This is a genomic window from Archangium lipolyticum (assembly GCF_024623785.1).
Lineage (GTDB): Bacteria > Myxococcota > Myxococcia > Myxococcales > Myxococcaceae > Archangium > Archangium lipolyticum.
Genome location: NZ_JANKBZ010000013.1, coordinates 55788 through 69749 on the forward strand (window position 1 = coordinate 55788; position 13962 = coordinate 69749).

Annotated in this window: 15 protein-coding genes; 14 read left to right on the forward strand and 1 reads right to left on the reverse strand. The window is 68.5% G+C overall.

The features are described from left to right. Positions 1–346: 346 nt before the first annotated feature. Genes NR810_RS26395 through NR810_RS26460 form a run of 14 tightly spaced genes read left to right on the forward strand, consistent with a single transcriptional unit; the run spans position 347 to position 13272 of the window. Complete coding sequence (locus NR810_RS26395; RefSeq protein WP_257456339.1) at positions 347–676, forward strand: hypothetical protein; 330 nt, start codon at positions 347–349, stop codon at positions 674–676. A 3-nt stretch (positions 677–679) separates the two neighbouring features. Next, positions 680–1708 (forward strand): hypothetical protein, encoded by a 1029-nt coding sequence (locus tag NR810_RS26400; RefSeq protein ID WP_257456344.1) that lies wholly within the window; start codon positions 680–682, stop codon positions 1706–1708. 1 nt (position 1709) lies between these two features. Continuing rightward, positions 1710–2600 (forward strand): hypothetical protein, encoded by an 891-nt coding sequence (locus tag NR810_RS26405; RefSeq protein WP_257456345.1) that lies wholly within the window; start codon positions 1710–1712, stop codon positions 2598–2600. Further along, positions 2597–3142 carry a hypothetical protein gene (locus NR810_RS26410; RefSeq protein ID WP_257456346.1) on the forward strand — a complete coding sequence of 182 codons (546 nt, stop codon included), beginning with the start codon at positions 2597–2599 and terminating at the stop codon, positions 3140–3142. The genes NR810_RS26405 and NR810_RS26410 overlap by 4 nt, the downstream gene beginning before the upstream one ends. Further along, complete coding sequence (locus tag NR810_RS26415; protein WP_257456347.1) at positions 3139–3771, forward strand: hypothetical protein; 633 nt, start codon at positions 3139–3141, stop codon at positions 3769–3771. The genes NR810_RS26410 and NR810_RS26415 overlap by 4 nt, the downstream gene beginning before the upstream one ends. A 3-nt stretch (positions 3772–3774) precedes the next feature. After that, entirely contained in the window at positions 3775–4425 is a 651-nt protein-coding gene (locus tag NR810_RS26420) for a hypothetical protein (RefSeq protein WP_204219777.1), read from the forward strand. Further along, a complete protein-coding gene (locus tag NR810_RS26425; protein ID WP_204219778.1) occupies positions 4425–4835 on the forward strand; it encodes a GPW/gp25 family protein in 411 nt (136 codons plus the stop codon). The genes NR810_RS26420 and NR810_RS26425 overlap by 1 nt, the downstream gene beginning before the upstream one ends. A gap of 47 nt (positions 4836–4882) precedes the next feature. Continuing rightward, on the forward strand, positions 4883–5377 hold the full coding sequence (locus NR810_RS26430) for a hypothetical protein (RefSeq protein WP_257456354.1): 495 nt from the start codon (positions 4883–4885) through the stop codon (positions 5375–5377). Then, positions 5374–6918 carry a baseplate J/gp47 family protein gene (locus tag NR810_RS26435; protein ID WP_257456355.1) on the forward strand — a complete coding sequence of 515 codons (1545 nt, stop codon included), beginning with the start codon at positions 5374–5376 and terminating at the stop codon, positions 6916–6918. The genes NR810_RS26430 and NR810_RS26435 overlap by 4 nt, the downstream gene beginning before the upstream one ends. Next, positions 6915–8312, forward strand: a complete 1398-nt coding sequence (locus tag NR810_RS26440) for a hypothetical protein (protein ID WP_257456357.1) — start codon at positions 6915–6917, stop codon at positions 8310–8312. Before NR810_RS26435 ends, NR810_RS26440 begins: the two co-directional genes overlap by 4 nt. Beyond that, the gene (locus NR810_RS26445) at positions 8309–10552 is read left to right on the forward strand and encodes a hypothetical protein (RefSeq protein ID WP_257456358.1); all 2244 of its coding nucleotides are present in this window, start codon (positions 8309–8311) and stop codon (positions 10550–10552) included. The genes NR810_RS26440 and NR810_RS26445 overlap by 4 nt, the downstream gene beginning before the upstream one ends. Before the next feature lie 39 nt (positions 10553–10591). Further along, positions 10592–10801 (forward strand): hypothetical protein, encoded by a 210-nt coding sequence (locus NR810_RS26450; RefSeq protein ID WP_257456359.1) that lies wholly within the window; start codon positions 10592–10594, stop codon positions 10799–10801. 38 nt (positions 10802–10839) lie between these two features. Beyond that, the gene (locus NR810_RS26455) at positions 10840–12501 is read left to right on the forward strand and encodes a hypothetical protein (RefSeq protein WP_257456360.1); all 1662 of its coding nucleotides are present in this window, start codon (positions 10840–10842) and stop codon (positions 12499–12501) included. A 12-nt stretch (positions 12502–12513) separates the two neighbouring features. Next, a complete protein-coding gene (locus tag NR810_RS26460; RefSeq protein WP_257456361.1) occupies positions 12514–13272 on the forward strand; it encodes a hypothetical protein in 759 nt (252 codons plus the stop codon). Positions 13273–13294: 22 nt separating this feature from the next. On the opposite strand, the gene NR810_RS26465 is transcribed toward NR810_RS26460, so the two are convergent. Then, entirely contained in the window at positions 13295–13693 is a 399-nt protein-coding gene (locus tag NR810_RS26465) for a DUSAM domain-containing protein (protein WP_257456362.1), read from the reverse strand. Between the last annotated feature and the right edge of the window lie 269 nt (positions 13694–13962).

The following is a 13962-nucleotide window of genomic DNA, read 5'->3' on the forward strand; positions in this document are numbered from 1 at the left end:
CGAGGCTCCGTCATCTCCTTCGCCGTCCGTTGCCCGCGCGGAAGTGCACCCGGCATCTGATTCCACTGCTCGCGCCGAGGCGCTGTCCCCTCCTCCGCGGAGCACTCCAGGCCCGCGCGTCGTGCGTGTCCTCCCTCCCCCATCGCGGCAGGAAATCGAAACCCGGCTGGAACTTCGCCCCACTTCCTCCATCGAGCCCACCGCTGCCCGTGCCCCCATCCGCGCGGACTCCGGACCCGAGTCGGCCGGAAGCGCGAGCCCCAAGAAGCGGCTCACGTTCCTCCCTGCTCCCGAGTCCTCCTCTTCACCTTCACCGGCCCTCGATTCCACCTCGTCCCGAGCCCCCGTGAGCTCACCGCTCCCCGCTTCCGAAGGCAGCAGCGGCCCTCGACCCGGCACCGTCCCCGCCGCTCTTACCGAGCAGGTCACGCGAGGCCTGGCACCCGTCTGGGAGCAGGCCCACCAGCTCACGCACGCCGCGCTCACCGTGGAGCGTGCCTCGGCCCCGGCGAGCACCGTGACGGCGCCTCCGAGCAATGCCGTGCGCAACACGTTCAACGTCAACGTCCACCTGGATCCCTCCGCTCCCCAGGAGGGTCTGGACCGGCGCACGTTGGAGGACGCGCTGGTCGACATCCTTCGCGAGACGGCACGCCGTCATGGGTTGGAGGTCTGAGCCATGGCTGGAATCGCCTACGAAGTGACGATCGGCTCCTTCCAGGCCTCGAGCCAGGCCGGCCAGGGCAACGGGTACGTCCGCTCCATCGTGAGCGAGCTGACCATGGATGGTGCCGGGGGACGCTGCTACCTGGAGCTGGTGGCCTCGGACTCGGAGCCACCCGCGCCCGGGGACGAGACGACGATCTCACTCGACGACGGGAACGGCGCCGTCACGGTCTTCACCGGCACGGTGCTGGAGACGAAGGCCTCGCCGGACACGACCCTCATCGTGGGCACGGATGGGCTGGCGAAGCTCGCCCGGCTCGACGTGAGCGGGGTCTACGAACAGACCTCGGCCGGCTCCATCGTCAGTGAGCTGGTCCAGAAAGCCGGAGCCACCGCGGGCACCGTCGAGGACGGCCCCACGTTCACCAGCTACGTGCTCCACCGCGGGCCGAGGGCGCTCCGCCACATCCACCGCCTGGCCGAGCAGTGTGGCTTCGACGTGTACACGGATGGAGAGGGCGCGGTGCACTTCGCCGCGCCGAAGCAGGGCGGAGCGGATCACACCTTCACCTATCGGGAGCAGGTCCTGAAGATCGAGCTCCTGCGCACCCCGCTGGCCTACGACGGCGTGGAGGTGTGGGGCGAGGGCGCCGCGAGCACCCAGGGCTCCGAGAAGTCCCACTGGCTCGTCGCCGATCTCTCCTCGGTCAGCGGCAAGGCCGCCGCCGACGCGGACTTCAAGGTGCAATCCGGGAGCGAGGGCGAGCTGTCGCGCGAGGTCCGGGATGGCGCGGTGCGGACCGGCGACGACGCAACCGCCCAGGCCGAGGCGCGGATGAAGGCGCTGGCCTCACGCGCCCTGCGCGGCTTCGCCGTGGTGCTCGGTGCCCCGGCCGTGAAGCCGGGAGATCTCGTGGAGTTCGCTGACATCCCCGCCACGCATGCGGTGCATGCGCTGGCCTCCGACAAGGTGCTCCGCGTGCGCGCGGTGCGGCACACGCTGAACGCCCGGTCGGGCTTCGTCACCCGGATGGAGTTCTGAGATGGCCGTACGCATTGGAAAGATAGAGCTCATCGGGCTCACCAACATCTACACCGAGGACACCCGGAACCTGGTGCAGCAGCGCGTGCCGGGGCAGTCGGGAAACATCTTCCAGGACCTCGGGCGCGAGCCCGTCACCGTCGTCATGGAGGGCATCCTCCTGGGCGAGGACACGCAGGCCGCCCTCGAGGAGCTGCGCCAGGCGCAGATGAAGGCCACGCCGATGTCGTTCGCCGCGGACGCCATCGCCGGTGCCGATCTGACGGACGTGCTCATCGCCGACTTCCAGGTGAAGCAGCTCGCCGGCCACGAGAGCCGCTACAGCTTCTTCCTGAAGGTGAAGGAGTACGTGGAGCCGCCGGCCTCCGAGGACGCTGGCGCCGCCGCCGTGGACGAGGCCGCCGCCGAGGATGCCGCCACCTGGGCCCAGGGCTCCACCGACGCCGCCGCCGTGCTGCAGGACCCCGACTCCCTCATGGACGCCGTGGACAGCAACCCCGAGGTGCTCGCCCACCTGAGCCCGGACGAGCTCGGCTCCGTCGTCACCCAGACGCAGGACAAGCTGAGCGGGGAGAACTTCGGCAACCTCCTCGGCGCACTCGGCAAGACCAATCCCGGGGCGATCGGTGGCTTCATCGACTCGCTGAAGAACTCCGGCAGCCTGGGCGGCTTCATCCAGAAGCTCGCCGCAGAGGGCGTCAACCTCATGCAGAAGCTCAAGGGGATCGACCTTGGCGCGGCGCTCAGCCTCATCAAGGCCATCGCCGGCGCGGGTGACTTCCTCGCGAAGCTGCAGCGCGTGGTCCAGGAGGCCACGGCGCTCGGCGAGTCGGTGGGCAAGTTCGATCCGCTCGGGCCCTTCAAGGATCTCGACATGGGGGCAAACCCGTGAGCACCACCACGGCGGACATCATCGACGGCATCGCCCGGCTCATCACCGCCCTCAAGGAGCTGCTCGAGACCGACACGGTCGAGGCGCTGGTGGACCTGGTGAAGAAGCTCGGCATCGGCCAGCCGGTGAAGGTGGGGCTCCAAGCGCTCGCCCGGGTGCTGGAGATCCTCGTCGGGTGGATCGAGAAGCTGGAGCAGGTGGCACGCCTCCCGGCGTTCCTCGAGGCCCTGGACCCGGCCTTCGAGCAGGTGAAGGAGCTGGCGAGCAGCTCGGGCCAGGACATGCAGGACATGGGGCTCGGCTCACTGGCGCCCGTGATCGACGCATCCCGGGCGGCGATCGATCTCGCGGACAAGATCCGGCGTGGTGCCGAGGTCATCCTGAAGGGCTACCTGCCGGAGCAGTCCCTCGTGCACCTGCGGGAGTCCGTCCAGGGCCTCGCCAGGAGGCTTCGAGAGATGCAGCAGAAGCTCGATGCCCCAGCAGCGCCAGCCCCAGCAGCCGCGAACAAGACCCTTCTCCCCGCGGGAGCGATTCCATGAGCGACCTCGTGACCATCATCCGTGCCCTCATCCGCGACGAGCTCGCGTCGCTGCGCCTCGGCGACATCGGCGTGGTGACGAGCTCCTTCCCCCATGCGGACGGGGACGAGAACAACCATGAGTGCAACGTGCAGCTGCGCGAGAGCGGCGTGGAGCTGCGGAAGGTGCCCATCGTCACCCCGCACATCGGCATGGTGAGCGCGCCGCGCGCGGGCGAGCTGGTCCTCATCTCCTACGTGGGAGGGGACGCCAACCGCCCCATCGTGGCGGGCCGGCTCTACTCGGACGAGGTCAACCCGCCCGTGCACGAGGCGGACGAGTGGCGCGTCGTCGCCCCTCCGGGAGGCACCACCTCCATCGCCATCGACAAGGATCAGTCCATCGTCTTCACCGCCGGGGAGAACGTGGTGACGATCAAGCAGGATGACGTCATCACCATCCAGGGCAAGGCGGACCTGACCATCCAGGTGGACGGCAACGTCGAGCTCAAATGCCAGGACTGCAAGATCGACGCGTCCGGCAACATCGACCTGGGCAGCAGTGGCAGTGGCGTCATCACCGAGAAGAGCCACAAGTGCTACTTCACGGGCGAGGCGCTCAAGGGCTCGCAGAGCGTGAAGGCGAAGTGAGCCATGCCCGCACCGAGCGCATCCGAGATCGAGAACCTCGCCAAGGGAGCCATGCAGTCGGCGAGCCTGAGGGGCGAGAACGCACCGGACCTGGCGGCCGCGCTGGGCCAGGCCTGCGGGCAGGCCTTCACCCTGTTCGTCTCGCTGGCCATGGTGGCGCCCGGCATCCCCGCGGCGGCGCCGCCTCCAGCCGGCTCCGGGAGCACGGCGGGGCCGGGGACGCTGCTGCCCCCGCCCGCGGGAGGACCCGGCGCGTCGATGATCGAGCCCATCGCCATGGGCATGCTCGCCTCGAACAAGATCCGGGGTGAGAAGCAGAGCGCGCTGGCCAAGGCCATCGCCCAGTCCATCGAGCAGGCGCTCACCCTCTTCACCACGCAGGTGAAGGTGGCGCCGGGGATGGCCATCGCCGGCTTCACCACCACGGCTCCGGGCAACCTCATGGGCGCGGCGCCCGCCAAGCCCATGCTCCAGCCCATCGTCCTGGGCTTCCTCCAATCGGGAGGCATGCGCGGACAGAACGCACCGGACCTGGCCGGAGCCATCGCCGAGACGCTGTCCAACGCGCTCACCCAGATGATGACGCGGCTCAAGGTGACCCCGGGCATTCCGTGCACGCCCGCGGCCACCGCCGGGCCCGGGAGGTTGGTGTGATGGCGGACGAGCTGAAGACAGACTTGAAGCTCGCCTTCAAGGACACGGGCGAGATCGACCTCGACTGGAGCACCGACACCGGGGCGGCCACGGTGAGCGGCAAGGACAACCTCGTCCAGGCCCTGACGATGCGGCTGATCGTCTACCGGGGGCACCTGGAGCAGCTCGGCCATGGCCGCTACGGCAGCCGGGTGGCGGATCTCATCGGCGAGCCGTTGGATCGCCAGAACCTCGAGCTGCTGCGCCGCTACGTGCGCCAGGCGCTCAAGGAGGATCCCCGCGTCCAGGAGGTGACGTCCCTGCGCGTCAGCGCCCGTCCCGATCTGCCGGGAGCGGTGGATGTGCGGGCCAGCGTCCGGGCCATCACCGGCGACGAAGTGGAGCTGGGCCTCGCGCTCGACCTCGGGTGAGCACGAGCGGCCGTCACTCAATCCAAGACACGACTTCGGAGAGCACCATGGACCTCAGTGAAAAGCCAGGCATGAACGGAGTGCTGACCATCGAGCTGCTCGACACGAGCGGAGCGTTGGTGGAACAGCGCCGGGTCAACAACCTCATCACCACGGCGGGCAAGCAGTTGCTGGCCAACCTCCTGATGGGGAAGGTGAACGCGCTGCCCACGCGCTGGGCCATCGCGGTGGGCACGGGGGTGGAGGCCGCGAACGTCGCGGACACCGCGCTGAAGACCAAGGTGGACGAGGCGGTGGATCCCTCGCCCAAGGTGGAGCTCCTCACGCGAGACGGGACGAGCGTCGTCCGGGCCACGGTGTCGGCCACCCTGCCCGTCCCCACCCTGGCCGCCAATGACAAACCCCAGGCCCTCTCCGAGGCGGGAATCCAGATCACCCAGGGCAACGGCACCGCGCCCATCCTCTTCAACCGCGTGCAGTTCGCGCAGGTGAACCGTGGCGCCAACATGGTCATGAAGATGACCTGGGAGATTACGTTTTGAGCCTCGAATCGCTCGATACCTCGTTCAGCGCCATCGTCGACCGGCTGCTGTCGAACCTCGGGCCGGGTCTCGACACGAACACCGGGAGCATGGCGCGCACCCTGGCGGAGTCCTACGCCCGGGAGATGGCCACCTTCTACGCCATGCTCGAGCTCGCCCACCGCTCGGGCTATCTCGACACGGCCGAGGGCGATGCCCTGGACAACGTCGTGGCCGTGCTGGGCATCGACCGTGCCCGGGCGGGCCGGCTCACCGGAGAGGTGGAGTTCAGCCGCAACTCGCCCGCGCCGGATGACATCGGCATTCCCGCGGGCCGGCTGGTGACGGGCCTGCCCTCGGACTCCACGCCCCTGCCCCTGTTCGAAACCCTGGAGGACGCGACGCTGCGCCGGGGAGAGATGCGGGTCACCGTCCGGGTGCAGCAGGTCCAGGACGACACGAAGGACGCGAAGAAGGCGCCCCCCGTCATCGACCCCGGCAAGCTCATCGTGATGCCCCGGCCCGTGCTGGGCATCGAGGCCGTCACCAACCGCACGCCCATCCGCCGCACTGGCGAGGACGAGACGGACGAGAGCTTTCGCGCCCGGGCCCGCACCGCCCTGCGGGATGGAGAGAAGGGCACGCTCGAGGCCATCGCCTCCGCGGTGCGCCAGCAGGGCGTCCAGCGGGTGACCGTGCGCGAGCCGCCAGACGCTCCCGCCGGGGTGGTCGACGTGCTGGTGGGAGATCCCGACTTCAGCCAGGACGCTGGCGGCGTCCAGCGGGTCTGGGAGGCCATCCGTGGCACCAAGGCCGCCGGCATCCAGGTGCGGCTCCAGTACGCGCGCACCATCTACTTCCAGGTCGAGCTCCAGGTGGAGCCCGCGGATCCGGACCTGGACGAGGCCGCGTTCGACCGGCTGCGGCGTGAGCTCCAGCAATCCCTCTCCCGCTTCGCCCAGGGCCTGCCCGCGGGCGAGACGGTGCGCCGCCGCAAGCTCGAGGCCGTCCTCTACGCCAACCCGGCCGTCCGCCACATCGACGGCCTGCGCGTGCTCACCTACGTCTGGGGAGTCGATCGGGACGATCCCCAGAAGTCCGCGCTCGTCCTCGAGGCGAAGAGCCGGGAGTACGGGCCCGATCGTGACTGGCGGCTCGACAACCTCGAGACGGTGGCGATCGACCTGGAGAAGAAGCCGCCGCTCATCTCCCGGCTGCTGCCGTCCATCTACCGCATCGACCTGGTCGTCTCCGCCCGGCGCACCGATCCGCGCACGCCCGAGCAGATCCGCCAGGCGCTGCGCGGCGCGGTGGAGCAGTACGCGGCCCGGCTCGCCAAGGAGGCGCAGGCCACGAACAAGCCCCAGGCGATCCTCTGGGAGGACCTCCAGATGACGCTCAAGCAGCAGGCCGAGGTGGAGCAGCTGCTCTCCGCGGTGGTCACCCCGGATGACGGCCTCGCCCAGGTGCTGGCGCAGTCCAGCGGGAAGCAGGAGGCCCTCACCCTGGAGCAGGGCACGCGCATGGAGCTCGGCGGAGCCGAGATGGTGGGATTGGGATGAGTCCGGAACAGCGCGCCAAACGGATGGTGGGTTACCTCCCGCCAGTCCTCCAGACGGGCAGGCAGCTCAACCGCTTCTTCGAGACGCTCGGTCAGGAGCTCGGCCAGATGGAGCTCTGGCTGACGCGCCTCATGCGCTCGCGGTGGTACACGCTCGCGCGGGGCTTCCACCCGGATGACTCGCTCTCGGTCAAGGCGGCGAGCGAGCTGGGCCGGCTGGGCGCGCTCTACGGCCTCGTGCCCCGCCGGGGCGAGAGCGACACCTACTTCCGCCAGCGCATCGCCTCGCTCGTGGAGCTGCATCGCACCGGACTGAGCACGGCCCCGTCGCTGCTCGGGCTGGTGTCGCTGGTGTACATGGCCCAGCAGCCCCCGGAGCTCTCCTGGGAGGGAGAGGTCGCCATCGGGACCTTCCAGGTGCCGGAGTCGGATGGCTCGACGCGTGAGGTGCGCGTCACCCTCGCCGACAAACCGCTCACGCCCGCATCGACCCGGTTCCTCGGCATCGGCGCGGGACAGCAGCTCCTCACGACCAACAACGGCCTGGAGGAGGCCATCCCGGAGATCTGCCTGAAGGCGGTCGAAGCCGACATCCCCATCCCCCTGCTGCACCACGAGGAGTCCGGGCTCGATGTGATCTTCCTGGGGCTCGTTCCCAAGGGACAGACCCTCACGCTGCGCGACAAGTACGTCCCCCTGCTCGACGGCCGTCCGGTGAAGGAGCCGGTGATCGTGGCGCATCCCACGCGCTTCTCGGGCAGGGAGGACCAGGGCCCACGAGCCCGCTTCGACGCCCCGGACTCCCGCTTCGCCGTGTTCAAGCAGGACCACGAGCTGCCCCCGCTCGTGCCGGGACGGAATCACTGGAGCTACGAGACGCTGACGCGCGCGAAGCTCACGTCCTACCTCCGGGGCACGCCGGGCCTGGATCTGGACAAGGCGCTGGCGTTGATCCCGGAAGGCAAGCCCTCGCCCCGCGCCGACTTCCAGTTCAACTGGCTCGAGCTCGCCCCCGCGACCTTCACGCTGAGCATCCCGGTGGACTACGTGCCGCCGCACCTCCAGGTGCCCGGCGAGGATGGCACGGTGCCGGGACTGCCCGGCCTGGTCCGGGAGCTCGCGGCCGCGCTGACCTACGGCCGTGCCGCCGGGGTGCGCTGGCGCATCGAGCTCATGCTGCCGATGCCGGCCGAAGAGGTCTCCCTGGGCGAGAGCCCCGCCCTGATGGAGCTCACGACGTCCTTCACCGAGGAGGCCCGGGCCACCGACTCCCCCGTCGCCGTCGCACCCAACCTCATCCTCACGGAACAGGTCGCGGAGCCCGATGACTCCCGTCTCACCTGGTCCGGCTTCTTCGATAGCACCCGCTTCAACACCTCGAGGTTCAAACCATGACTGAGCCCTTCTACACGGCCAATCCCGGCGATCCGATCACCTCGGACGATTGGAACAACATGCAGCGCAAGATGCGTGAGGAGGTCCGCACGCACACCCACAAGGGTGGAGATTCCGGGGCGCTGCTCGACGGCGGCAGCATCTCGCCCACCGCCACCCTGAAGGTGAATCAGGTGGATGCCGCGGTCGGGCTGACGGTGAAGAACGTCGACGTGTTCGAGCGGCTCAACGCCCTGGACAAGCAGAAGATGCCCATCACCGGAGGGAATATCTCCGGCACGCTGGCTGTGACCGGAAAGCTCGAGGTCGCCGTGCCGGGAGCCGGCGCCTGGAACAAGTTCGTCGTGCAGACCACGTCCGAGTGGGGTGACGGAAACACGCAATACGTGACGATCGGCTCCGGAGGCGCGGCGGGGATCATGCTCTCCCATCCCCACGTCACCTGGCGGGACAACCGGGCCTCCATCCGCTACGGCCGCAGTGGCGGAGCCCCCAACGGTGCCTTTTGGGACGTCGGGGCGCGCAACGACAATGCCTTCTCCCTGGCCTTCAACGGACCGGACGATCACAAGCTGTGGTTGTCTGGGAATGGCAACATCGGCATCGGCACGGCGGCCCCCGGGTCCAAGCTGGACATCCAGAACGCCCCCCGCTCGGGCACCCACCCCCAGAACCGGGCCCTGTACGTCACGGGTGAATTCGGCGAGGCCGACGGCGTGGAGATCCGGCACTCCAATGGCACACAGGGAATCGGGATTGGCTACAACACCCTCTATGCCTCCGGTTCGAACGCGAACCAGGACCTGCAGTTGAAGGCCCGGGGTGGTGGAATGCTCCGCGCCCTGAACCCGATGGAAGTCATCGTTCCGGGAGTCGGCACCTGGAACAAGTTCGTCGTCAACACCACGTCCGAGTGGGGTGACGGCAACACGCAGTTCGTGACCATCGGCTCGGGGGGCGCGGCGGGGATCATGATCTCCAACCCCCACATCCCCTGGCGGGAAAACCGGGCCTCCATCCGCTATGGCCGCAGTGGCGGAGTCGCCAGTGGCGCCTACTGGGACGTTGGCACGCGCGCTGGCAATGCCTTCTCCGTGGCCTTCAACGGGCCGGACGATCACAAGCTATGGGTGTCCGGGAATGGCAACGTCGGCATCGGCACGGCGGCTCCCAACAAGAAGCTCACGGTCGACTACCCGGGCTCCACGCAGGACCACGCCACCATGGAGGTGCGTCAGACGGGTTCCAATTCCTGGGGTGTCGCGCTCGTGCTCCGCACCACGGGGGGTAACGACGGAGCCGCGATGATGCTGCGCAGCCGGAACAAGAACTGGCATCTGCGTGGCGAAACAGGAGACAAGTCCACCGGGTTCCAGATCACCGAGGACGGCGGAGATGCCGAGTACGGGCAAGGCTTCGGAACCCCGCGGCTCCACATCAGCGCCGGCGGCAACGTCGGCATCGGCACGACGACCCCCGGGTCCAAGCTGGACATCCAGGGCGCTCCCCGCTCGGGCAGCCATCCCCAGAACCGGGTCTTGTATGTCACGGGTGAGTTCGGCGAGGCCAGCGGTGCGGAGTTCCGGCACTCCAATGGCACACAGGGAATCGGGATTGGCTACAACACCCTCTACGCCACCGGTACCAATGACCACCAGGATCTGAACCTGCAGGCCCGGGGCAACGGAGCCGTCAGGATCCATCGGAACCTTCCCCAGGGAGGAAAGGTCGTCTTCCTGGAGCTGTTCCAGAGCGCGGGAACCAATCCCCCGGATGTCGTTCCCAGCATCCGGTTCCACCACGCCAACCGCCACTGGAGCCGTATCGACGCCACCAACGGCCGTTTCCACTTCCGGGACGGCAACACCGCCGTGGATGACTACGTCGATGCCGCCGCGCGCAATTTCTACATCATGAGCCAGGATGCCCTGGCCGTGGCCAGCCCGGAGCAGTCGCGGATCATCCGGGGATTCGTCCGGGGGGGCGGTGGCATCATTGGAGCGGGTTTCTCGGCCGCGTGGGTCGCCCCTGGCCTCTGCGACATCGTGTTCAGCAGGAGGTTCAACGGTCCGCCCACGGTCGTCGCCACCCAGCAGTACACCGGCGACGGGAGGGGTGGAAACACCCTGGACAATGCCGTGATCGTCCTCATGGACGAAACCAAGGTGCGCATCAAGACCGGCGATGGGGCGGGAAACGGCACCCCCCGCGATTTCCATTTCATTGCGATTGGCCCGTGAGCCCTGGTGGCGTCACACCCGTGAACGAAAGGAAGAACCATGAAGAACACGATCGAAGAGCGGATGAACACCCTGAAGTCCGAGTACGAGTCCGGTCAGAAGATGCTCGCGGAGCTGGATGCCCGGCGGGCCAACCTCACCCAGACGCTGCTGCGCATCGAGGGGGCCATGCAAGTCCTCAAGGAGTTGCAGGAGACGGAGCCGAAGCCCGCGGAGGACGCGCAGGCCCTCCCGCCGGCGGCCAGCTGAGCGCTTGACTCCAACCGTCACGAGCCACGAGACACTCCATGAGCGACGCGCAAGTCATTGCCAGGTTGGACGACAGCGGAAAGGCCGAGCCGAACCTGATGCCGGTAGGACCCTCGGGCCGGTCCATCGTGCTCGACGTTCCGCCCGGCGTGGAGCTGCTGCGCGCCTCGCTCACGCTCCAGGCCCCCGGGGACGACGAGACGGTGGACCTCGTCCCCGGAGCCACCCTCGCCACCAGCACCAGCAAGAACCAGCTCTTGAAAGAGGAGCCCATCGAATGGTTCAGCCTGGACTGGGGCACTCGCCGGCCCCTGACGTCCCTGGTCATCCAGACCGCGGAGACACCCCGGAGCAAGGGCCGACTCAGTGTCGCCGAGGGGGGACCGTGGTACCCGCCCACGCCCTCTGACACCGTCGCGCTGGGGGGCACCGGGCAGTCGCTCCCGGGCATCATGGCGAGCCGCTTGATGGTGGAGCTCGTCGACGCCGCCAGCGCCTCGGGTCCGACGGCGCCGAAGGTGATGGCCGCCACGAAGATCTCGGGCGTGGTGGTGAAGGCCGCCGCGCGCCCCTCGGACCTGACGGTGCTCGTCGAGCCGGGCGTGATGTTCTTCCATCAGGCGACGCCGCTTCAGCCCCTCCAGGAGATGACACTGGGGGACAACCTGACCACCGCCCTCCAGCGCGCCTGGCCCGCGGACCTGAAGGGCGGCCGGGTGACCATCTCCCTTCGCTCCTCTTCCGCTGGCAAGCTCAAGCGGCTCCACCTCGCGATGGACACCGCCACGGTCATCCAGACGTGGAGTGGCGGAGTGGATTCGCTCCAGCTTCCTGTTGCCAGCGACGGCGAGGTCGTCGGCCGCATCGACGGAGTGCCGGCACGGGTGTTGAGGGAGGTGCGCTTCGTCGTGCGGCACCAACCCCGCGACGAGCACCTCCCACTCGCTCCCCGGCCACCTCCCCTCCCCTCCCTGGCCCACCTGTGCGGCTCCGGGTACGCCGCCGCTCAAGCGTTCTCTCCCCCCGTGGAGGGAGGCTCGCTCGTGGGGCTCGACCTCCACCTGCGCCCGCTCACCCGAGGGGTAAAGGGCACGCTGAGTCTCTTCGCCGATGCGCACGACCGTCCGGCGGAGAAGCCACTGAAGGGCGCCACCCTGGAGTTCGCGCTCGAGGAGAAGGACGACGCGCCCTGGCCCTACCGCTGGGTCCCGTTCGATCTGCCCGAGCCCGTCGCGCTCGACGGCGCGACCTGGTGGGCGGTGCTCACCGTCACCGAGGGAGATGTCCTCTGGAGCCTGGGCGAGTCTGGGAGCGCGCCTGCTTCAGGGGTGCTCGTGCCACGTGCCGCGCTCTACCGCATCGGGGACACGGGCCCCTGGCTGCCGCGAACGGGAGAGCCCTGGGCCTTCACCCGCCCGCGGCTGCGAGCGCCCGCCACCGAGCCACCGCCGCCTCCTCGCGTGCAACTGCGCTGGGGCAACAAGCTCCTCGACGTGACACCCGATGAGACGGGGCTCGTCTCCCTGGATGTAAAAGCACTCGAGGCGCTCCCGCCTCCCGCGATTCCGGCGGGTGGTGCTCCTCCGCCACTCGAGGTCATCGTCCAGTCGCGGATCTCCGGGGAGCTGACCCTCTCCGGGCTGCGCGTGACGAGCCCGCGAACCCATGCCCATCCGTTGTTCCAGCCTCCACAGAAGTGAGGACGGCCCCTCATGCTGGTCTCCATCGAGTCCTACTTCCATGACGCGCTCAGGCCCGCGATTCCCCACGATGTCGACGTGGTGACCGGGCCATCCCTGGGTCCCTCGAACGAAGACACCCAGCTCCTCGAGGTGTCGGCGCTGGGGCTGAAGCTGGCGCTGCCCGAGGGCGACGACCTGACGGCGCTGCGCCAGGCCTCCTTCCATGGAGGAACGCACCGCTGGCCCGCCAACGGGCGACAGGTGGACTTCGTCCTTCCGAAGGGCGTTCAGGGCGAGGTGGTGGAGGTCGAGTCGCCTCCGGGCCGCCCGCTGCGCCGGGGGGATGACTACATGTTGGAGGGGCGCACGGTGCGCTTCTTCCGGCCTCCCGCGCAGGCCGACGTCGCCGTGGTCGCCTTCCTGCGAGGGGAGCGCGCGCACGGGTTCCTCGAGCGGCGCTCCTGTGAAATCACTCTGGTGACACGGGCGTGGGCCCGGGAGCACGGCGCCGCGGACAAGCTGCTGTCGAGCGCGCTGGCCGCGGCACTGGTCGCCTCACTGGATCTGGGCAATCTGGATGACTCGGCCTCGGACGAGTCCGGGGTCCGAATCCGGCTGCTCCGGCCCGTCATGACCCTGTTGGGACTGACGCGCGGATCCGAGGTGCTCCAGGAGACGTCCTTCTTCCGCGCCCAGGCCGAGTTCCTGATCCGCGGAGAGCTCGAGCAGCTCATCGCCGTGGGAGAGCCCGAGCCGACTGGCATCATCCGCGAGGTGAGGCGGGTGTAATCACTCGCCGTCCGCCGAGTTCTCAATCCTCCGGGTCGTCCACGTCCTCTGGTTCGTCCACATAATCAAGCGCGATCTGGGCTTGTTCACGGTAGAGCGGCACGACCTCGACAGCCAACACACCATCCAGCACCGCTCGCGCTCGGGCTACGTCCCCTGCTCTCTTGTGGCGGGCGGAATCAACGAGCGCCCGGGATAGCCGCCGACTTCCCTCGAAAATCCGGCGACGCATCTCTCGCACGAGCGTTTCCGCCCCCACCTGGGTGAGCAACGCGCGTTCCGCTTCGTCATGGTTGACAGCTACGTCCCGCGCCACTCGCCGGCAGAGGTCGAGCACGTCAGTGTTTAGCTCTATCGGTTCGTTCCGCTCGAGCCTGGCATACAGCCCAAGCACCCCGTCCCAATCATGGGGCTCACCCATCCCTGCATCACCTCGCCTTTTGCCAGCACATCTGGAAGGGCCATTGGTGTTGGCCCTCACACAACCTGAAGCAGTCGTAGCACGGGCCCACCCAACGCGGTTTCTTCTGGCTTTTGCACAGGACGTAGGTGTCTCGGCAGTGCTCCCGCCATCCCTCGTCAGGGTCGTCCGACTCCGCTCCTTCACCCGCTCCCTCGTCCGTTCCGCGTTGTAGAGCGGTCTCGACCTTCGCCCCGGCCTTTATCGCGTCCTCTATGTCCGATGCGATG